The 19,357-nt window shown below is 70.5% G+C and carries 18 protein-coding genes; 11 read left to right on the forward strand and 7 right to left on the reverse strand.

The window, feature by feature from the left end:
• Window positions 1–81 precede the first annotated feature (81 nt).
• The 6 genes from AC1DYN_RS12800 (at window position 82) to AC1DYN_RS12825 (ending at window position 7,601) form a co-directional block, all read left to right on the forward strand.
• The gene (locus tag AC1DYN_RS12800; RefSeq protein ID WP_477959991.1) at window positions 82–474 is read left to right on the forward strand and encodes a hypothetical protein; all 393 of its coding nucleotides are present in this window, start codon (window positions 82–84) and stop codon (window positions 472–474) included.
• Entirely contained in the window at window positions 471–671 is a 201-nt protein-coding gene (locus AC1DYN_RS12805) for a helix-turn-helix transcriptional regulator (protein WP_477959993.1), read from the forward strand. The genes AC1DYN_RS12800 and AC1DYN_RS12805 overlap by 4 nt, the downstream gene beginning before the upstream one ends.
• A 550-nt stretch (window positions 672–1,221) precedes the next feature.
• Window positions 1,222–1,896 (forward strand): CerR family C-terminal domain-containing protein, encoded by a 675-nt coding sequence (locus tag AC1DYN_RS12810; protein ID WP_477959995.1) that lies wholly within the window; start codon window positions 1,222–1,224, stop codon window positions 1,894–1,896.
• Window positions 1,893–3,326, forward strand: a complete 1,434-nt coding sequence (locus tag AC1DYN_RS12815) for an efflux transporter outer membrane subunit (protein WP_477959997.1) — start codon at window positions 1,893–1,895, stop codon at window positions 3,324–3,326. The genes AC1DYN_RS12810 and AC1DYN_RS12815 overlap by 4 nt, the downstream gene beginning before the upstream one ends.
• Before the next feature lie 32 nt (window positions 3,327–3,358).
• Window positions 3,359–4,492 (forward strand): efflux RND transporter periplasmic adaptor subunit, encoded by a 1,134-nt coding sequence (locus tag AC1DYN_RS12820; RefSeq protein ID WP_477959999.1) that lies wholly within the window; start codon window positions 3,359–3,361, stop codon window positions 4,490–4,492.
• 19 nt (window positions 4,493–4,511) lie between these two features.
• Window positions 4,512–7,601 carry an efflux RND transporter permease subunit gene (locus AC1DYN_RS12825; protein ID WP_477960001.1) on the forward strand — a complete coding sequence of 1,030 codons (3,090 nt, stop codon included), beginning with the start codon at window positions 4,512–4,514 and terminating at the stop codon, window positions 7,599–7,601.
• A 59-nt stretch (window positions 7,602–7,660) separates the two neighbouring features.
• Here the strand turns inward: AC1DYN_RS12825 and AC1DYN_RS12830 are convergent, their stop codons facing one another.
• Window positions 7,661–8,176, reverse strand: coding sequence for a LapA family protein (locus AC1DYN_RS12830; RefSeq protein WP_477960003.1), 516 nt, complete (start codon window positions 8,174–8,176; stop codon window positions 7,661–7,663).
• A 99-nt stretch (window positions 8,177–8,275) separates the two neighbouring features.
• Window positions 8,276–9,241 (reverse strand): LysR family transcriptional regulator, encoded by a 966-nt coding sequence (locus AC1DYN_RS12835; RefSeq protein ID WP_477960005.1) that lies wholly within the window; start codon window positions 9,239–9,241, stop codon window positions 8,276–8,278.
• A gap of 127 nt (window positions 9,242–9,368) precedes the next feature.
• Here AC1DYN_RS12835 and AC1DYN_RS12840 point away from each other — a divergent pair, with 127 nt between their 5' ends.
• Genes AC1DYN_RS12840 through malZ form a run of 3 tightly spaced genes read left to right on the forward strand, consistent with a single transcriptional unit; the run spans window position 9,369 to window position 12,765 of the window.
• A complete protein-coding gene (locus AC1DYN_RS12840) occupies window positions 9,369–9,971 on the forward strand; it encodes an FMN-dependent NADH-azoreductase (protein ID WP_477960007.1) in 603 nt (200 codons plus the stop codon).
• Window positions 9,972–10,010: 39 nt separating this feature from the next.
• Complete coding sequence (locus AC1DYN_RS12845; protein WP_477960009.1) at window positions 10,011–10,916, forward strand: pirin family protein; 906 nt, start codon at window positions 10,011–10,013, stop codon at window positions 10,914–10,916.
• Between the two features lie 28 nt (window positions 10,917–10,944).
• Window positions 10,945–12,765: a maltodextrin glucosidase gene (gene malZ, locus AC1DYN_RS12850; protein ID WP_477960011.1), complete on the forward strand. Its 1,821-nt coding sequence runs from the start codon at window positions 10,945–10,947 to the stop codon at window positions 12,763–12,765.
• Between the two features lie 4 nt (window positions 12,766–12,769).
• Here the strand turns inward: malZ and AC1DYN_RS12855 are convergent, their stop codons facing one another.
• From AC1DYN_RS12855 to AC1DYN_RS12865, 3 genes are read right to left on the reverse strand one after another with little or no spacing between them, the layout of a single operon-like run.
• Window positions 12,770–13,432, reverse strand: a complete 663-nt coding sequence (locus AC1DYN_RS12855; RefSeq protein ID WP_477960013.1) for a DNA-3-methyladenine glycosylase I — start codon at window positions 13,430–13,432, stop codon at window positions 12,770–12,772.
• Window positions 13,433–13,438: 6 nt separating this feature from the next.
• Entirely contained in the window at window positions 13,439–13,915 is a 477-nt protein-coding gene (locus AC1DYN_RS12860) for an SET domain-containing protein (RefSeq protein WP_477960015.1), read from the reverse strand.
• A gap of 10 nt (window positions 13,916–13,925) precedes the next feature.
• Window positions 13,926–14,480 (reverse strand): GNAT family N-acetyltransferase, encoded by a 555-nt coding sequence (locus AC1DYN_RS12865; protein WP_477960017.1) that lies wholly within the window; start codon window positions 14,478–14,480, stop codon window positions 13,926–13,928.
• A gap of 172 nt (window positions 14,481–14,652) precedes the next feature.
• Here AC1DYN_RS12865 and AC1DYN_RS12870 point away from each other — a divergent pair, with 172 nt between their 5' ends.
• Window positions 14,653–16,197 (forward strand): methyl-accepting chemotaxis protein, encoded by a 1,545-nt coding sequence (locus AC1DYN_RS12870; RefSeq protein WP_477960019.1) that lies wholly within the window; start codon window positions 14,653–14,655, stop codon window positions 16,195–16,197.
• A gap of 173 nt (window positions 16,198–16,370) precedes the next feature.
• Window positions 16,371–16,631 (forward strand): hypothetical protein, encoded by a 261-nt coding sequence (locus AC1DYN_RS12875; protein WP_477960021.1) that lies wholly within the window; start codon window positions 16,371–16,373, stop codon window positions 16,629–16,631.
• 9 nt (window positions 16,632–16,640) lie between these two features.
• Here the strand turns inward: AC1DYN_RS12875 and AC1DYN_RS12880 are convergent, their stop codons facing one another.
• Entirely contained in the window at window positions 16,641–17,546 is a 906-nt protein-coding gene (locus AC1DYN_RS12880; RefSeq protein ID WP_477960023.1) for an SMP-30/gluconolactonase/LRE family protein, read from the reverse strand.
• A gap of 7 nt (window positions 17,547–17,553) precedes the next feature.
• On the reverse strand, window positions 17,554–19,287 hold the full coding sequence (locus AC1DYN_RS12885; RefSeq protein ID WP_477960025.1) for an IlvD/Edd family dehydratase: 1,734 nt from the start codon (window positions 19,285–19,287) through the stop codon (window positions 17,554–17,556).
• Window positions 19,288–19,357: the final 70 nt, after the last annotated feature.

The following is a 19,357-nucleotide window of genomic DNA, read 5'->3' on the forward strand; positions in this document are numbered from 1 at the left end:
GGCGATGTAAAAGAGGCTTTACATTCGCCTGCGCTGTTCGTAAGATCGAATGGAAAGCACCCTTTACACCGAAAGCCGCCGATGAAACTTTTCTCGCCCTTCCCCCGCCGCTATCTGTTCGAGTTGGGTGCCGCGATGCTGGTCTATGCGCTGGTGCTGTGCAGTTCGATCTTCCTGTTGAAGACCGGGTATTTCGAGGGCGCATCGGCGACGCTGGTGGCGCTGCTGCCGACCTTGCCGTGCATCGGCGCTTGCTGGGCGATCCTGCGGCAGTTCCGCCGGCTCGATGAGTTGCAACTGCGGGTGCAGCTGGAGGCACTGGGGTTCGCGTTCGCCGGGACCGCGCTGCTGACCTTCAGCTACGGCTTCCTGGAAGGGGTGGGGTGGCGACCGCTGTCGATGTTCGTCGTGTGGCCGATGATGGCGACGCTGTGGCTGGTCGGGCTGGCGGTGGCGGCGAGGCGCTATCGGTGAAGAACCACCTGAAGGCCTTGCGGGCCGAGCGGGGGTGGTCGCAGAACGACCTGGCCGAGCGGCTGGGCGTGTCGAGGCAGACGGTCAATGCGATCGAGAACGAGCGGTACGACCCGAGCTTGCCGCTGGCGTTTCAGATCTCGCGCTTGTTCGGGTTGCCGTTGGAGGCGATCTTCGATGCGTCTTCCCTGGTCTGAACTTCGCTGGTCTGAGCGGGCGAAGGCGCGGGCGGGTGAGCGGGGGCGCGCCGGATGGCGCGGTCATCGCCCCTGGGGGCGATGACTCCCCTGCGCTGCCTGGTTTCAAGGCCCGTCGCCGAAACTCCCGCCGCTCGCTGTGGTCAAACAGTCGGCGACAAGCCAGTCCACGAAGCGCGCTGGCGCGCGCGGGCCTTGAAACCAGCCAGCTCCGGCGCCCCACCCTGATTGGCGCGCCCCAGCTCACCCGCCCGCGCCTTCGCCGACACGCCGTGCCGTGCCAGAAAGAATCCAGAAAGACAAGGCGCGTTGAAATGCGCTCGCGGGTGCGGGTCCCGGATTGCGCTGCGCTCCATCCGGGCTACAGGTCGTAGCCCGGATGCCAATCCGGGACAACGCGTGTCGCGCAGGAATCACGCACGCATGAGCAAACCACCTCCTGACAAGGCGATGTCAGCAGCAGCACAGCACGATTTCCCCATCCCCCTAGAAATTAAATCAAACGTTTGATTAAGTTTGATAGAGTGCGCCCCTCGCATCGTCCAGCACCATGTCCGCCCTCCCCAAAGACCCCCCACGCGCGCCGCGCAGCGACGGTGAGCAGTCGCGCGAGCGCCTGCTGCTGGCGGGGCTGCGCCTGTTCGCACAGCACGGCTTCAACAAGACCTCGACGCGCGAGATCGCCGAAGCGGCCCAGGTCAACATCGCCGCCATCAGCTACTACTTCGGCGACAAGGCCGGGCTGTACCGCGCGGTGTTCGCCGGCCCGCTCAGCACGCCGGCCGACGACATCGCGCGCTATGCCGACCCGGTCCTGACGCTGCCGGATGCGCTGCACGGCCTGTACGCCGGCTTCATCGAGCCGCTCAAGCACAGCGACATGACGCAGCAGTGCATGCGGCTGCACGTGCGCGAGATGCTGGAACCCACCGGCGTCTGGCAGGACGAGATCGTCAACGGCATCAAGCCGAGGCACGACGCGCTGGTCGCGCTGCTGGCGCGCCACCTCGGGCTGAAGCGCACCGACGACGAGCTGCACCGGCTGGCGATCTGCATCGCCGCGCTGGGCGTGCACATGCAGATCGCGCAGGACGTCACCGACACGCTGGCGCCGCGCCTGAACAGCCAGCCGCGCGCGCTCGACCTGTGGTCCGAGCGCCTCGTGATGTACGCGCTGGCCATGATCGACGCCGAAGGGCGCCGCCGCAAACAGGAGAAAAAATGAAGAGACTGACCCGGTCGGTGCCGGCCGTTGTCGTGGCCGCCGCGCTCGCGGCCTGCGCCAGCGCACCGCCCGAGCCTGCCGTCGCGCCGTCGCAGGCGCCCACCCAGTGGTACGCGCCCCTGCCGCATGGCGGCCGTCAAGCCGACCTGGCGCAGTGGTGGCAGCAGTTCAACGACCCGGTGCTGTCGCAGATGATCGACGCCGCGCAGGCCGTCAGCCCGTCGCTCGCGTCGGCGCGTTCGCGCCTGGCGCAATCGCAGGCCACGCGCACCGGCGCCGGTGCGGCCCTGCTGCCGACGCTGGACGCCAATGCCAGCGCGTCGCGCAGCCGGCCGGACCTTGCCACGCCGATCACCAACACCGCGTCGGTCGGGCTGCAGGCGGCCTGGGAGATCGACGTGTTCGGCGCCAACCGCGCCGGCCGCGACGCCGCACAGTACCGCCTCGAAGGCGCCGAGGCCGGCTGGCACGATGCCCGTGTCTCGGTGGCGGCCGAGACGGCCAACGCCTACTTGGGCCTGCGCGCCTGCGAGGCACAACTGGCGCAGACCGAGACCGATGCCAAGTCGCGCGCCGAGACCGCCCGGCTGACCGACCTGAGTGCCAAGGCGGGCTTCCAGCCGCCGGCCACCGCGGCGCTGTCTCGCGCCAGCGCGGCCCAGGGCGCGAGCCTGCTGACCGCCCAGCGCGCCCAGTGCGACGTCGCAGTCAAGTCCCTGGTCGCGCTGACCGGGCTCGAAGAGAACGCGCTGCGGGCGCAACTGGCCGCGCGCAGCGCGCAGATTCCGCAGCCGGCCGAGATCGACGTCGCCGGCGTGCCGGCCGACGTGTTGAACCAGCGTCCCGACGTCTTCACCGCCGCGCGCGAGGTGACTGCCGCCAGCGCCGACGTGTCGGCGCAGCGCGCCAAGCGCCTGCCGCGCATCACGCTGGCCGGCTCGTTCTCCCGCGCACGCATCGAGACCGGCGGCTTCAGCGCCGACGGCAACGTCTGGACGGTCGGGCCGCTCGCGGTCACGCTGCCGCTCTTCGACGCCGGGCTGCGCCGCGCCAACGTCGACGCGGCCCGCGCGCGCTACGACGAGGCCGTCGCGCTGTACCGCGGCAAGCTGCGCACCGCCGTGCAGGAGGTCGAGCAGGCGCTGGTGCAGCTCGACAGCACGGCCGCACGCAACCAGGACGCGCGCATCGCCGATGAAGGCTTCGAGCAATCCTTTCGCGCCACCGAGGCGCGCTTCAAGGGCGGCCTGGCCAGCCTGTTCGAGCTGGAAGACGCGCGCCGCAGCGCGGTGCAGGCGCACGGCACGCTGATCGACCTGCAGCGCGAACGCGTCGCCGCCTGGATCACGCTGTACCGCGCGCTCGGCGGCGGCTGGCGCAGCGGCACGCCGGTGGCCGACGCCGGCTCGCAGGCTGCGACCTCCCCGTGAAACACCACCCCATTCCATCGATGCGCTCCACCATGATCCAACGACTCAAGCCCCTGCTCCTGACCCTGGCCGTCGCGGGCGCGCTCGCCACGCTGCTGGCCGTCACGGTGCGCGCCGCCGACGAGAAGAAACCCGCCGCCGCCAAACCCGCGCTCACCGTCACCGTCACGCAGCTGAAGCCGGCCAGCCTGCCGGTCAAGCTGGCCGCCAACGGCAACATCGCCGCGTGGCAGGAGGCCATCGTCGGCACCGAGGCCAACGGCCTGCGCCTGGCCGACGTCAGGGTGAACGTCGGCGACGTCGTCAAGCGCGGCCAGGTGCTGGCCACCTTCGCGCCCGACACCGTGCACGCCGACCTGGCGCAGGTGCGCGCCGCGGTGGCCGAGGCCGAGGCCAATGCCGCCGAGGCGGCCGCCAACGCGCAGCGCGCCCGCGAGCTGCAGCCCACCGGCGCGCTGAGCGCGCAGCAGACCAACCAGTACCTGACGGCCGAGCGCACCGCGCAGTCTCGCCTGGAGGCGCAGCGCGCCGCCGCCAAGGTGCAGCAGCTGCGCCTGCAGCAGACCCAGGTGCTGGCGCCCGACGGCGGCGTGATCTCGTCGCGCAGCGCGACGGTGGGCGCGGTGCTGCCGGCCGGCCAGGAGCTGTTCCGCCTGATCCGCGGCGGCCGGCTCGAGTGGCGTGCCGAGGTGCCGTCGTCCGAGGTCGGGCCGCTGAAGCCCGGCATGGCGGTGCGCGTGACGGCGGCCAGCGGCGAGGTGCTCACCGGCAAGCTGCGCATCATCGCGCCGACGGTCGATGCGCAGACCCGCAACGGCCTGGTCTACGTCGACCTGCCGGGCGGCAACAGCGCCAAGGCCGGCATGTTCGCGCGCGGCGAGTTCGAGGTCGGCACGCAGCAGGGCATGACCCTGCCGCAGAGCGCGGTGCTGCTGCGCGAGGGCTTCAGCTACGTGCTGCGCGTCGGCGCCGACAACAAGGTGACGCAGGCGAAGGTGAAGGTCGGCCCGCGCGTGGGCGAGCGCATCCAGATCCTCGACGGCCTGCGCCCGGAAGAACGCGTCGTCGCGACCGGCGGCGGCTTCCTCGGCGACGGCGACACGGTGCGCGTGGTCGATGCGCTGCCGGCGCCGGGCAGCGCCTCCGCCGCGGCGGCCGCCAAGTGAACGCGAAGGACCCCGCCCCATGAACATCAACGTCTCCGCCTGGTCGATCCGCAACCCGATCCCCGCGGTCCTGCTCTTCATCCTGCTGACCCTGCTCGGGCTGTTCGCCTTCAAGAGCATGAAGATCCAGGGCTTTCCCGACATCGAGCTGCCGAACGTGACGATCACGGCCTCGCTGCCGGGGGCCTCGCCGTCGGCCCTGGAGACCGACGTCGCGCGCAAGATCGAGAACTCGGTCGCGACGCTGCAGGGCCTGAAGCACATCTACACCACGGTGACCGACGGCACGGTCGCCGTCACCGCCGAGTTCCGGCTCGAGAAGCCGACGCAGGAGGCGGTGGACGACATGCGTGCCGCGGTGTCGCGCGTGCGCGCCGACCTGCCGGCCGACCTGCGCGACCCGGTGGTCACGAAGATGGAGCTGTCGGGCTCGCCCATCCTCACCTACACCGTGTCGTCCGACCGGCTCGACGAGGAGTCGCTGTCCTGGTTCGTCGACAACACCATCGGCAAGCAGATGCTGAGCGTGCGCGGCGTCGGCGCGGTGTCGCGGGTGGGCGGCGTCACGCGCGAGGTGCGCGTCGAGCTCGACCCGGGCAAGCTGCAGGCGCTCAACGCGACCGCGGCCGACATCTCGCGCCAGCTCAAGATGATCCAGCAGGAGGCCTCGGGCGGCCGCACCGACGTCGGCGGTGCCGAGCAGTCGGTGCGCACCATCGCCACGGTGCGTTCGGCCGAAGAGCTCGCGAAGATGGAGATCTCGCTGGCCGATGGCCGGCGCGTGCGGCTGGAGCAGGTGGCGCTGGTCAGCGACACCACGGCCGAGCAGCGCTCGACCGCGCTGCTGGACGGCAAGCCGGTGGTCGGCTTCGAGATCACGCGCACCCGCGGCGCCGGCGAGACCGAGGTGGCGGCCGGCGTGCGCGCCGAGATCGAGCGCATGAAGGCGGCGCACCCCGAGGTGAAGTTCGAGGAGGCCTTCAACTTCGTCGACAACGTGCAGGAGGATTTCGACAGCTCGATGATGATGCTGTACGAAGGCGCGGCGCTGGCGGTGCTGGTGGTGTGGCTGTTCCTGCGCAACTGGCGCGCGACGCTGGTGTCGGCGCTGGCGCTGCCGCTGTCGGTGATCCCGGCCTTCGCGTTCATGGCGCTGGCGGGCTTCACGCTGAACGGCGTGACGCTGCTGTCGCTGTCGCTGGTGGTCGGCATCCTGGTCGACGATGCGATCGTCGAGATCGAGAACATCATGCGCCACCTGCGCATGGGCAAGACGCCGTTCGAGGCGGCGATGGAGGCGGCCGACGAGATCGGCCTGGCGGTGATCGCCACCACCTTCACGCTGATCGCGGTGTTCCTGCCGACCGCCTTCATGRGCGGCGTGGTCGGGCGCTTCTTCGTGCAGTTCGGCTGGACGGCGGCGATCGCCGTCTTCATGTCGTTGGTGGTGGCGCGCATGCTGACGCCGATGATGGCGGCCTACCTGCTCAAGCCGCCGAAGGGCGAGCACACCGAAGGGCGCTGGGTCGACATCTACATGCGCTGGGTGAAGGCGGCGCTGCACCACCGCGTGATCACGACGATCGCGGTGGTGGTGTTCTTCGTCGGCTCGTTCATGCTGGCCGGCATCCTGGACAAGGGCTTCATCCCGCCGGACGACCTGTCGAAGACGCAGGTCGCGATCTCGCTGCCCCCGGGCGCCACCTTCTCGCAGACGCTGGCCACCGCCGAGCAGGCGCGCGCCATCGTGCAGAAGAACCAGTACGTGAAGCTGGTCTACACCGCGGTGGGCGGCGGCAACACCGGCGCCGATCCGTTCGCCGGCGCGGGCCCGGCCGAGGTACGCAAGGCCACGCTCAGCATCAACCTGACCGAGCGCGGCGACCGGCCGAAGAAGCAGGTGATCGAACAGCAGCTGCGCGACGCGCTGGCGGTGCTGCCGGGCGCGCGCGTCGCGGTCGGCTTCGGCGGCTCGGGCGAGAAGTACACGCTGGTGCTGGCCGGCGAGGACGGCGACGTGCTGCTCGAGCATGCGAAGCAGGTCGAGCGCGAGCTGCGCACCATCCCCGGCATCGGCGCGGTCACGTCCAGCTCGAGCCTGGTGCGGCCCGAGCTGATCGTGCGGCCCGATTTCGCGAAGGCGGCCGACCTGGGCGTCACGTCGGCCGCGATGGCCGACACCTTGCGCATCGCGACGGCGGGCGACTACGACCAGAGCCTGCCGAAGCTGAACCTGTCGCAGCGCCAGGTGCCGATCGTCGTCAAGCTGGCGGCCGATGCGCGCACCGACCTCGAGCTGCTGTCGCGGCTGGCGGTGCCGGGCGCGAAGGGGCCGGTGATGCTGGGCAACGTCGCGAGCCTGTCGATCGACAGCGGCCCGGCGCAGATCGCGCGTTTCGACCGCAAGCGCAACATCAACTTCGACGTCGAGCTGAACACCGAGTCGCTGGAGCACGTGCAGAAGGTGGCGCTGGAGCTGCCGAGCTTGCGCAACCTGCCGGCCGGCGTCACGCAGGCGGGGGTGGGCGATGCCGAGGCGATGCAGGAGCTGTTTGCCGGCTTCGGCCTCGCGATGCTGACCGGCGTGCTGTGCATCTACATCGTGCTGGTGCTGCTGTTCCACGACTTCGTGCAGCCGGTGACGATCCTGGCGGCGCTGGTGCTGTCGGTGCCGGGCGCGTTCCTGGCGCTGTTCATCACGCACACCGCGCTGTCGATGCCGTCGATGATCGGGCTGATCATGCTGATGGGCATCGCGACCAAGAACTCGATCCTGCTGGTCGAGTACGCGATCATGGCGCGCCGCGAGCACGGGCTCACGCGCTGGGATGCGGTGCTGGACGCGTGCCACAAACGGGCCCGGCCGATCGTGATGACGACCATCGCGATGGGGGCCGGCATGCTGCCGATCGCGCTGGGCATCGGCGTCGATTCGAGCTTCCGCTCGCCGATGGCCATCGTCGTGATCGGCGGGCTGATCACATCGACCTTCCTGAGCCTGCTGGTGATCCCGGTGCTGTTCACCTTCGTCGACGACGTGGTGCAGTGGGTGTCGGGCAAGTTCAAGCGGCATCACCACGCGGCCGCCGAACGGCCGGTGACCCCGTAGCCCGGATGCCAATCCGGGGGGCGTCTCACGACGACGACCGCCCCCGGATGGCGCCGGACTCAATGCCCGTCGCGCAGGGCAGGTCGATCCGGATCGACAGGCAACACGTGCGCCCGCTCCAGCCGGTCCTCCAGCTGCCCGATGTACGCCGACAGGCTGTTCGTCGCTTCATCCAGCGCCGCACGATGCTCCTGGTGCAACTGCTCCAGCTGCGTCGTGATCGCCCGGCGCGTGTCGTCGGGCGCCTGGTTGATGCGCGCCAGCTCGGCCGCCAGGTAGCCGCGCAACTCGGTGAACCTCGACGCCTCCGCCTTGTCCGCCAGCTCGCGCTGCACCTGCAGGTCCTTCGCCTGCCGGCGCGATTCCAGCATCGCCTTGCCCTGCAGCTGCACCGCCCACACGACGAACCAGACGCTGATGAACACGAAGCCGATCAGCAGCAGCATCGGCAGCGGCGCCTGCACCGTCGTGAACCCCAGCGACAGCGCACTGGGCGCGACGAAGGCCGGCCAGTTCAGCAGCGTGAACACGGCCATCAGCAACAGCGCAAGAAACAGCACGAGCACGCGGACCATCGCGATCTCCCCGGGGTGACGATCAGGACCCGAGCGTAAGTCGGCGCACCCCGCACCGCGTGTAGGACAAGCACCCGGTCGCAGCTCGGACCACCCCGCTCACGCCGACGGCGTCGCCGGCCGCGCCTGCGCCATCTCGCGCTTGATCGTCTCGTCGGCCGCGGTGCACTCCGGCCCGGAGAACTGTGCCTCCATCGCCGTCAGGAACACCCGCGTGCGCGCCGGCATCAGCCGCCGCCCCGGGAACACACCCCAGGCGACGGCGTCCGGCAGCGACCAGTCGGACAGCACCGGCACCAGCTCGCCGCTGCGCACCAGCGGCAGCACGAAGTGGCTGGACACCGCGGTGATGCCAGCCCCGGCGCGCGCCAGCCGGATCAGCATCTCCGGCGAGTTGACGTTCGCACGCGACGGCGGCGTGCCCTGCCATTGCGCCTCGCCGCGGCGCAGCGTCCACACCAGCGGTTCGCCGCTGCGCGACAGGATGTTCAGCGCGTCGTGCTCCATCAGCGCCTCCGGCTCGCTCGGCTCGCCGCGCCGCGCCAGGTAGATCGGCGAGGCATAGAGGCCGACCTGGAACACCGCAAGCCGCCGCGCCGCCAGCGAGGCATCGTCCGGCAGGTCGCCCATGCGGATCGCGAGGTCGAAGTTCTCGCCGATCAGGTCGACGCGGCGCGGCGTCAGGTCGAGCTCGAGCGTGATCGCCGGGTAGCGCGCCATGAACGCGCTCAGCAGGTCGCCCAGCACCACGTTGGCAAGGTCCGCCGGCATCGACACCCGCAGCCGCCCGCTCGGCTCGATCTGCCGGTGCTGGGCCAGCGACGACGCGGCTTCCACCTCGGCCAGCACCTGGTGCGCATGCTCCAGCACGCTGTGGCCGAAATCGGTGACGGTCAGCTTGCGCGTCGTGCGCAGCAGCAGGCGCTCGCCCAGCTCGGCCTCCAGCGCCGCAACGCGCCGCGACACGGTCGACTTGGGCAGGCCGACGCGCTGCGCCGCGCGGCTGAAGCTGCCCTCGTCGGCGACGCGGGCGAACAGCATCAGGTCATTGGCTTCGAGGCCCATGGGCATCTCCTTGGAGACTCTACTGTCTCATCAGGGGAACAATGTTATCCAATCCGATGACTTCCGGTTCGATTTTGGGACGCCTAGAGTTCATCCATCGCGTTTTCAACCAGTCACCGAGGTCCTTATGAACATCCTTCAGATCAACTCCAGCGCCCGCACCCAAGGCTCCCAATCCACGCTGCTGGCCGACGAGCTGAGCGCCCGCCTGCAAGCGCTGACCCCCGGCGCGACGCTGACGCTGCGTGACCTGGCCCGCGACCCGCACCCGGTGCTGGACGAAGCCGCACTGCACGCCCTGTTCACGCCGGCCGAGCAACGCACCCCGGCCCAGGCGGCCCGCGTCGCGCTCGACGATGCGCTGATCGCCCAGATCCAGGCCGCCGATGCGGTCGTGCTGGGCGTGCCGATGTACAACTTCGGCGTGCCGGCCCAGCTGAAGAACTGGATCGATGCCATCGCCCGCGTGAAGGTGACCTTCGCCTACACCGAGAAGGGCCCGCAAGGCCTGCTGACCGGCAAGAAGGTCTATGTCGCGCTGGCCCGCGGCGGCCTGTACCGCAACACGCCGGCCGACTCCCAGGTGCCGTACCTGAAGTCGGTGCTGGCCTTCCTGGGCATGAGCGACGTCGAGTTCTTCTATGCCGAGGGCCTGGCCATGGGCGCCGAAGCGGCCGAGAAGGGCCTGGCCACCGCCCGTGCGCAGATCGAAGAAGCCGTCCGCGCTTGATGCCTGCTTGACATCCAACCACCCACCAAGGAGATCGACATGTCCGCCGCCACCACCGTGTTCCACCCCGCGACCGAGGCCGTCGCGCGCCCACGCGAACTGGAGCGCCTGGTGACGGGCCAGGCCACGTCTGACGGCGCCGGCGTCAAGCTGACGCGGGTGCTGACGCAGCCGCTGCAGCGCCGGCTCGACCCGTTCCTGATGCTCGATGCCTTCGGCACCGACAACGCCGACGACTATGCCGGCGGCTTCCCGAACCACCCGCACCGGGGATTCGAGACGGTCACCTACATGATCGCCGGCCGCATGCGCCACCGCGACAACGCCGGCCATGAAGGCCTGCTGCAGAACGGCGGCGTGCAGTGGATGACGGCCGGCCGCGGCATCGTGCACTCGGAGCTGCCGGAGCAGCAGGAAGGCCGCATGGAAGGCTTCCAGCTGTGGCTGAACCTGCCGGCCGACCGCAAGATGGCCGAGCCCTTGTACCGCGACATCCAGTCGGACGAGATCCCCGAGTTCTCGACTGCCGAAGGGGCGCACGTGCGCGTGATCGCCGGCGCGAGCCATGGCGTCGCGGGCGCGATGCAGCGCGAGGCGACGCTGCCGCTGTACCTGGACGTCACGCTGCAGCCCGGCGCGCGCTTCGAGCAGCTGGTGCCGGCGGCGCACAACGTCTTCGTCTACGTGTACCGCGGCGAGGTCGAGGTGGGTGGCGCCCAGGTCGGGGCGCAGCGCATGGCGATCCTGAAGAACGGCGCCGACCGCGACGGCCTCGTGCTGCAGGCGGCCGCGGCCCATGGACCGGCCAAGGCGCTGGTCATCGCCGGCCGGCCGCTGAACGAGCCGATCGCGCAGTACGGCCCGTTCGTGATGAACACGCAGGAGCAGATCTTCCAGGCGGTCGAGGACTACCGCTCCGGCAAGTTCGGGCCGTTGACAGCTTGAGGGCCGCGCACCGGGTTACGCTAGCCCGATGCGCCTCCTGCACCTTCCCCTCGCCCCGTGGGCCGAGCGCCGGGACACCGGCCTGCAGCTCACCCTGCTCAGCGACGCGCCGGACCTCGACGAGGTCCATGCGCGTTTCCTGCTCGACAACGAAGAGACCTGGCTGCCGCTCGCGCGCATCGCCGACCGCGGCCGGCGCGCCTGCTTCCAGGCCACGATCCCGTGGTGCCCGACCGGCCCGACCACGCGCTACTGCTTCCGCGCGCTGCGGCACGGCGTGCCGGCCTGGCTCGGCGCCGCCGGCCCGCAGCGGCGCGTGCCGAACGAGGCCCACCACTTCCGCGTCGCGCGCCGGCCGCTGGTGCCGGCCTGGGCGCAGCAGCAGCTGGTCTACCAGGTCTTCCCCGACCGCTTCGCGCGCGGACCCGACGCCCCGCGCGAACGGCCGCCGCATGCCTTCGGCTACGACAAGGTGCCGGTGCACGCGCTCGACTGGGGCGCGCCGCTCGACGTGAAGCCGGCGTGGAGCGCGTTCTACGGCGGCGACCTCGCCGGCATCGGCGAACGCCTCGGCCACCTGAAGGCGCTGGGCGTGACGACGGTCTACCTGACGCCGGTGTTCGCCTCCGGCAGCAACCACCGCTACGACACCGAGGACTACGAGCACGTCGATGCCGGCCTGGGCGGCGACGAGGCGCTGGCCACGCTGTCGCAGCAGTTGCACGCGAACGGCATGCGCCTGGTGCTCGATGCGGTGCTCAACCACACCGGCGCCAACCACCCGTGGTTCAACCGCTTCGAACAGCACCCGACGCCCGGCGCCTGGCAATCGCCCGACTCGCCGCGGCATGGCTGGTACGCACGCGACGAACACGGCCACCCGGTGTACTGGAAGGGCCACGCCTCGCTGCCGGTGCTCGACTACGCCCACCCCGAGGTGCTGGACGCCTTCATCCGCGGCCCGCAATCGGTGCTGCGGCGCTGGCTGCAGCCGCCGGTGTCGGCCGATGGCTGGCGGCTCGACGCGGTGCACATGCTGGGCGAAGGCCCGGGCGCCGGCAACAACGCCGCGATGCTGCGCGCGATGCGCCAGGCGGTGCGCGACGAGAACCCCGAGGCCATCCTGGTCGGCGAGCATTTCAGCGAGGCGACCTCGTGGCTGCAGGGCGACCAGGAAGACGCGGCGATGAACTACTGGGGCTTCACGCTGCCGCTGTGGCAGTGGCTGGCCGGCGTCGACTTCGCCGGCCGCGCGGCGCCGCTCGCGACCGCGGACTTCGCGGCCTGGCTCGACGAATCGCGCGCCGTCGTGCCGCACGAGGTGGCGCTTGCGCAATGGAACGCGCTCGACAGCCACGACACCAAGCGCCTGTTCACCGTGCTCGGCGCCGACGAGCGCGCGCAGGGCCTGGCGCTGGCGCCGCAGTTCGCCTACCCCGGCGTGCCGTGCATCTACTACGGCGACGAGGTCGGCCTGCAAGGCGGCGACGACCCGGACAACCGGCGCTGCTTCGACTGGGACCGCGCGCACTGGCGCATGGGCCTCCACGAGCGCGTGAAGCGCTTCGCCGCGTGGCGGCGCAAGCGGGCGGAGCTGCGCGAAGGGGCCTGCCTGACGCTGGCGCAGGGCGACGACTGGATCGTGTTCGCGCGCGTCAATGCCCACGCCGCCACATTGCTGGCGCTGAACCGCGGCGCGGCGATCGACGTCGAGTTTTCCCTGGAAGCGCTGCCGTTCGACCTGTTGCACTGGTCGTCGCCCAGCGGCCACGACTGGCATCGCGGCGGCCGCAGCCTCAACCTGCCGCTGCCCGAGCGCGACGCGCTGTGGCTGTGGAGCGAGGACTGAGCCCTCAGCGCGACGGCAGTTTCAGCGCCGCACGCGCCTGCAGCGCCGCCTCGCGCGACGCGCAGCCTTCGCGGTGGTCGTTGACCAGCCCCATCGCCTGCATGAACGCGTAGACGGTGGTCGGCCCGACGAAGCTCCAGCCGCGCTTCTTCAGGTCCTTCGACATCGCGATCGCCTCGGGCGAGGTCGTCATCGCGAGCAGCGCCTCGTGCGTCAGCTTCTTCGGCCGCGTGCGCGGCGCGGCCTCGTAGCCCCAGGCATAGGCGGCCAGCGAGCCGAACTCGTCGCGCAGCTCGAGCACGCGCTGCGCGTTGTTGATGGTCGATTCGATCTTGCCGCGGTGCCGCACGATGCCGGCATCGGCCAGCAACCGCTCGACGTCGCGCTCGGTGAAGCGCACCACCTTCTCGGCCTCGAAGTTCGCGAAGCCGGCGCGGAAGGCCTCGCGCTTGTTCAGGATCGTCAGCCAGCTCAGCCCGGCCTGGAAGCCCTCGAGGCAGATCTTCTCGAACAGCCGCCGCTCGTCGGTGACCGGGAAGCCCCATTCATGGTCGTGGTAGTGCTGGTAGCCGGCCGTCGCGCGGCACCAGTGGCAGCGCGCGGCGCCGTCATCGCCGATGAAGAGGCCGCGGCGTTCGGCGGCCTGGTGCTGAGCAGTCGTGGTCATGTGGCGTCAAAGTGTTCCGGCACAGCCCGGCGCGCCGCAGCGGCACGCGAGCCGGCCCTGGTGGTGCGAACGGCCGTAGCCGACGGTGAGTTCCTCGCCGGGCTCGATGTCGCGCAGCGCATGGAAGGCGACGCGGCCCTGCTGCAGCTTGAGCACCATGTTCGGGCGGCACGAATGGTTGGCGAAGCGCAGCGTGTCGGTCGATGCCGATGCGTCGATTGCGCGCCGCTCGGAGACCTCGACGATCATGATGCGCGCCTGGCCGCGCGCACGGCGCCGCGCCTCGGTGACGCTGATCGGCTCGCCGCGCAGCTCGCCGATCTTGCGGCGCGCCGGGATCGGCTCGGCGGCGAACACGCCCCGGCCGTCGATCGCGCTGTCGCCGACCGCCAGCGCGAACTTCTGCGGGTCGGCCGGCACGCCGCGTGGGCGGGGTGGGGCGGTTGCGGATTGCGGCGGGACAAGGGGCTGCAGGCGCGGCATGCGGCGATTGTCACCGGGGCGGCCACTCGTCGCGCAGCAGGCCGTGCAGCTCGACGTCGTAGGCCTCGCCTTTCGCGACCCAGCGCTTGCGCAGCAACCCCTCGCGCGTGAAACCGAGGGATTGCAGCAGCCGCACCGACGGCTGGTTCAGCGGGTTCACCTCGGCCTCGATGCGGCGCAGGCCCATCGGGCCGAACGCGCAGTGCAGCAGCGCCGTCATCGCCTCGCGTGCGAGGCCCTGGTGCCAGTGCGCGCGGCCGAGCACGTAGCCGAGCTCGGCCCGCGCGCTCGATGCGTTGAAGTTGAACAGCAGGCAGCTGCCGGCGATGCCGCCGTCGCCGCGCGACAGGATGACGAACTGCAGCGCGTTGCCGCTCGCCTGGATGCCGGCCATGCGCTGGTACCAGGCCTGCGCGTCGGCCATCGACGTCCAGGTGGCATAGGGCAGGTGGCGCGTGACCATCTCGTCGCCATTGACGGCCATCAGGCCGGGCAGGTCGGCCTCGGCCACTTGCCGGATCAGCAGGCGGGGCGACTCGATGGGGGCGGGGGCGATCAACGGCACGGTGCATCTCCGGGGGGGCCGGCCCGCCAGGCCGCGGGCCGCGACGGATTCTGACGCACGCGCCGTGCCTTGCGTTGTGTCAAGGAAGTGGGTCGTTGCAGCTCCAGTCCGGGCGGGACATGACGAGATGCCCTCATCGGCTGCCGATCCGGCGGTCTCCCAGGAGCGATGCATGCGCAACAACCAGCCCGTCACCGGCAAGGCCTTCGACATTCCCGTCGATGCGACGCTGATGTCGACCACCGATCCGCAAAGCCGGGTGACGTATGCGAATGAGGCGTTCGTCGCGGCCAGCGGCTTCACGTCCGAGGAGCTTCTCGGCCAGCCGCACAACCTGGTGCGGCATCCCGACATGCCGGCCGAGGCCTTCGCAGACATGTGGGCCACGCTCAAGGGGGGCGAGCCCTGGACGGGGCTGGTGAAGAACCGCCGCCGCGATGGCGATCACTACTGGGTGCGGGCGAACGCGACGCCGGTGATCCGCGGCGGTCGCCACGTCGGCTACATGTCGGTGCGCACCCGGCCGCAGGACGAGGAGATCGCGCGGGCTGACGCGCTGTACGCGCGCATGCGGGCAGGCAGCGGTGCCGGCGTTGCCTTCCACAAGGGCCTGCTGGTGCGGCGCGGCTGGCTCTCGTGGACCTCGTGGCGCCAGACCGCCCCGCTGCGCTGGCGCCTGCGCGCGCCGTTGCTGGTGCTGTGGCCGCTGCTGGCCGGCGCCGCGGCATTCGGCGGCTTGACGGGCGGCAGCCTGGGCCTGTTCGCATTCGCGGCGGCCGTGGCGCTGGCGTCCGCGGGATGGTGGCTGGAGTCGCAGGTGTCGCGCCCGATGGAGCAGGTGCTGAAGGACGCCCTGCGCGTGGCGTCGGGGGAGAGCCAGGCCGTGACGCACCTGGACCGTGTCGACGAGATCGGCATGACGCTGCGCACGATCAGCCAGCTCGGGCTGATGTTCCGCTGGCTGATCGACGACGTGAGCCGGCAGGCGGTGACGGTGCAGGCGGCCGCCACCGAGATTGCGCAGGGCAACGACGATCTCAGCGCGCGCACCGAGCAGGCCGCGGCCAGCGTCGAGCAGACCGCCGCATCGATGGAGCAGATGACGGCCACGGTCGAGACCAATGCGGGCACCGTCGGGCGCGCGTCGACCTTGTCCGCCAGCACCCGCGAATGCGCGGCCGAGGGCGGCCTCGCGGTGGCCCAGGTCGTGCAGACCATGGCTGGCATCAGCACGGCATCGAAGCGCATCGCCGACATCGTCGGCGTGATCGACGGCATCGCGTTCCAGACCAACATCCTGGCCTTGAATGCCGCCGTCGAGGCGGCGCGTGCCGGCGAGCAGGGCCGCGGTTTCGCGGTGGTGGCCGGCGAGGTGCGCAGCCTTTCGCAACGAAGTGCGGCGGCGGCCCGCGAGATCAAGTCGCTGATCGGCGCCAGCGTCGACCAGGTCGATGCGGGCGCGCGCCTGGTCGGCGCGGCCGGCAAGACGATCGAGCGCGTGGTGTCGCAGGTCCATCGCGTGGCCGAACTGATCGGCGACATCGGCCAGGCCACGCGCGAGCAGAGCGGCGGCATCGCGCAGATCGGGCAGGCGGTGGCGCACCTGGACCAGGTCACGCAGCAGAATGCCGCGCTGGTCGAGCAGGGCGCGGCGGCGTCGCACGGGCTGCAACATCAGGCGCGGCAGCTGGCGGAAGCCGTGGGGGTCTTTCGTTGAGCCGGTCGCAAGCAGGAGGGCGATCCCGGCCCCGCGCGTGAACGGGTTCACACACATGCACCCCGCACCACGAATTGGCGGCCCGCGGGTACGTTTTTCAGGTCATGGCGCACGGGCCGGCGCCGATACGCTTCCTACCAAGACGAAACAACGTCTGACAACCGGCCCTCACCATGAACCGCCCGACCGCCTCGACCTCCGCGCCCATCAACTTCCGCCCGCTGCCGTCCCATGACGGCATCGAATGGGAAGAGATGCCGACGCTGGCGGTGCGCCGTTCGGACGAAGGCCAGGGCGCAGCCTGGAAGAACACCATGCCGGCCAGCCTGATGGACGTGGCCCGGCCGCCGAAGCCGTTCCAGGAAGCCCTCGACGGGCTGTCGATGCGCGAAGTCGACGAGCCGGAGATCTTCCAGCACTTCTTCGGCAAGTAGGCCGGTCGCTCAGCCGGCGTAGGCCGTCGCTGCCCGTCCCGGGCTGTCGACATCCACCGAGAACAGGGCGCCGGCCAAGGGTTGCGCCGCCAGCTGCTGCGCACTCAGTTCGAAGCGCGCGCTGGTGATGAACAGCGTGCGCAGGTCCGGCCCGCCGAACGCCACGTTCGTGACGTGGCTGGTGGGCAGCGCGACGCGCGCCAGTTCCGAGCCGCTGACCGGGTCGTGGCAGCTGACGCAGGCGGCACCCCAGTGCGCGATCCACAGCCGGCCGCTCGCGTCGGTCGTCATGCCGTCCGGGTAGCCGTCGCCCTTGGCGAAGCGCAGCCACAGCCGCTGCCTGGAAATCGATCCGGTGTCGGGCTCGAAATCGAACGCATGGATGCGCTGCTCGGCCGTCTCGTTGAAGTACATCGTGCGGCCGTCGAGCGACCAGGTCGGCCCGTTGGTCACCGCGAAATGCGCGTCGAACATCTTCTCGCAGCGGCGCTTCGCATCGAAGCGGTACAGCGAGCCGGTCGGCTCCTTGCAGCCGAAATCCATCGTGCCGCCCCAGAAGCGGCCCTGCGGGTCGCACTTGCCGTCGTTGAAGCGGTTGCCCGGCAGGTGCGCCTCGGGGTCGTGCAGCTTCGACAGCGCGCCGCTGTCGGTGTCGAAGATCGCGAAGCCGCTGCGCAGCGTCACCAGCAGCCCGGGGGCCTCGGCGCGCTCGGCCACGGCGGAGATCTCCTCGTCGAACGGCCAGCTCTCGCGTGCGTCGGTGGCCGGGTGGTAGCGGTACAGCGTCCGGCCGAGGATGTCGACCCAGTAGAGCGACTGGCGCCGCACCGACCACAAGGTGCCCTCGCCGAGCGTGGCCGCGGCGGGCCACAGCACGCGGGGTTCGGACAGCAGCTTCGGTGCGGCGAGGGTCATGCGGGCCTCAATGGGAGTCGCGGGGTACTCCTGCGCCGCTGCCGCCGACCAGGAAGTCGAGGTCGGCACCGAGGTGGGCCTGCTGCACGTGCTCGACGTACAGCTTGTACCAGCCGCGCTTCGGGGGCTCGGGAGGCACCCATTGTGCGCGCCGCGCCGCCAGTTCCTCGTCCGAGACTTCCAGGTGCAGCCGGCGTGCGTGCACGTCGAGCTCGATCATGTCGCCGTCGCGCACCAGCGCCAGCGGGCCGCCGGCCGCCGCCTCGGGCGAGGTGTGCAGCACCACGGTGCCGTAGGCGGTGCCGCTCATGCGCGCATCCGAGATGCGGACCATGTCGGTGATGCCCTTCTGCAGCACCTTGGGCGGCAGCGGCATGTTGCCGACCTCGGCCATGCCGGGGTAGCCCTTCGGGCCGCAGTTCTTCAGCACCATCACGCAGTGCTCGTCGATGTCGAGCTCGGGGTCGTCGATGCGCGCGTGGAAGTCTTCGATGGTCTCGAACACCACCGCGCGGCCGCGGTGCTTCAGCAGGTGCGCCGACGCGGCCGACGGCTTGATCACCGCCCCGTTCGGCGCCAGGTTGCCGCGCACCACCGCGATGCCCGCGGAGGCCATGAAGGGCTCTTCCGGCGTCTTGATGACCTCGCGGTTGTAGCAGGGGATGTTGGCGATGTTCTCGCCCAGCGTCTTGCCGTTGGCGGTCAGCGCGCCGGTGTGCAGCTTGTCGGTGATCTGCGTCAGCACCGCCGGCAGCCCGCCGGCGTAGTAGAAGTCCTCCATCAGGAACTTGCCCGACGGCTGCAGGTTCACCAGGCAGGGCACGTCCGCGCCGAGCTTGTCCCAGTCTTCCAGGTCGAGCTTGACGCCGATGCGGCCGGCCACCGCCATCAGGTGGATCACCGCGTTGGTCGAGCCGCCGATCGCGGCATTGGTGCGCACCGCGTTCTCGAAGGCCTCGCGCGTGAGGATCTTCGACATCTTCAGGTCTTCCTTGACCATCTCGACGATGCGCCGGCCGGTCAGCTGCGCGAGCCGGTTGCGCCGCGTGTCGGCGGCGGGGATCGCGGCGTTCTCCGGCAGCGACATGCCCAGCGCCTCGACCATGCTGGCCATCGTCGACGCCGTGCCCATCGTCATGCAGCTGCCCTTGGAGCGGTGCATGCACGATTCGGCGGCGGTGAACTCGTCCATCGACATCTCGCCGGCACGCACCATCTCGCTCATCTGCCACACGCCGGTGCCCGAGCCGATGTCCTTGCCGCGGAACTTGCCGTTCAGCATCGGCCCGCCCGACAGGCCGATGGTCGGCAGGTCGCAGCTGGCCGCGCCCATCAGCAGCGCCGGCGTGGTCTTGTCGCAGCCCATCAGCAGCACGACGCCGTCGATCGGGTTGCCGCGGATCGATTCCTCGACGTCCATGCTGGCCAGGTTGCGGAACAGCATCGCCGTCGGCCGCAGCTGGGTCTCGCCGAGCGACATCACCGGAAACTCGAGCGGGAAGCCGCCGGCCTCGTAGACGCCGCGCTTGACGAACTCCGCCAGCTCGCGGAAGTGGCCGTTGCACGGCGTCAGCTCGCTCCAGGTGTTGCAGATGCCGATGATCGGGCGCCCGTCGAGCAGGTCGTGCGGGTAGCCCTGGTTCTTCAGCCAGCTTCGGTGCACGAAGCCGTCGCGGTCCTGCTTGCCGAACCAGGCGTGGCTGCGCCGCTTCGGCGGAGCGGGCGGTTTCTTCGAATCCATGGGGTCTGTGGTCTCCAGGAGGCGGGCCCACCTTTGCAGGCGGTTGTCGTGGTTGTCGGACAAGTGGCCC

It is taken from the genome of Rhizobacter sp. P2_D12 (assembly GCF_056404395.1).

Coding starts and splice junctions, on each gene's coding strand:
- AC1DYN_RS12820 (WP_477959999.1), top strand. CDS start 3,359: ATGATCCAACGACTCAAGCCCCTGCTCCTGACCCTGGCCGTCGCGGGC.
- AC1DYN_RS12860 (WP_477960015.1), bottom strand. CDS start 13,915: ATGCCGCGCCTGCAGCCCCTTGTCCCGCCGCAATCCGCAACCGCCCCA.
- AC1DYN_RS12855 (WP_477960013.1), bottom strand. CDS start 13,432: ATGACCACGACTGCTCAGCACCAGGCCGCCGAACGCCGCGGCCTCTTC.
- AC1DYN_RS12870 (WP_477960019.1), top strand. CDS start 14,653: ATGCGCAACAACCAGCCCGTCACCGGCAAGGCCTTCGACATTCCCGTC.
- malZ (WP_477960011.1), top strand. CDS start 10,945: ATGCGCCTCCTGCACCTTCCCCTCGCCCCGTGGGCCGAGCGCCGGGAC.
- AC1DYN_RS12875 (WP_477960021.1), top strand. CDS start 16,371: ATGAACCGCCCGACCGCCTCGACCTCCGCGCCCATCAACTTCCGCCCG.
- AC1DYN_RS12815 (WP_477959997.1), top strand. CDS start 1,893: ATGAAGAGACTGACCCGGTCGGTGCCGGCCGTTGTCGTGGCCGCCGCG.
- AC1DYN_RS12810 (WP_477959995.1), top strand. CDS start 1,222: ATGTCCGCCCTCCCCAAAGACCCCCCACGCGCGCCGCGCAGCGACGGT.
- AC1DYN_RS12880 (WP_477960023.1), bottom strand. CDS start 17,546: ATGACCCTCGCCGCACCGAAGCTGCTGTCCGAACCCCGCGTGCTGTGG.
- AC1DYN_RS12830 (WP_477960003.1), bottom strand. CDS start 8,176: ATGGTCCGCGTGCTCGTGCTGTTTCTTGCGCTGTTGCTGATGGCCGTG.
- AC1DYN_RS12885 (WP_477960025.1), bottom strand. CDS start 19,287: ATGGATTCGAAGAAACCGCCCGCTCCGCCGAAGCGGCGCAGCCACGCC.
- AC1DYN_RS12800 (WP_477959991.1), top strand. CDS start 82: ATGAAACTTTTCTCGCCCTTCCCCCGCCGCTATCTGTTCGAGTTGGGT.
- AC1DYN_RS12840 (WP_477960007.1), top strand. CDS start 9,369: ATGAACATCCTTCAGATCAACTCCAGCGCCCGCACCCAAGGCTCCCAA.
- AC1DYN_RS12835 (WP_477960005.1), bottom strand. CDS start 9,241: ATGGGCCTCGAAGCCAATGACCTGATGCTGTTCGCCCGCGTCGCCGAC.
- AC1DYN_RS12845 (WP_477960009.1), top strand. CDS start 10,011: ATGTCCGCCGCCACCACCGTGTTCCACCCCGCGACCGAGGCCGTCGCG.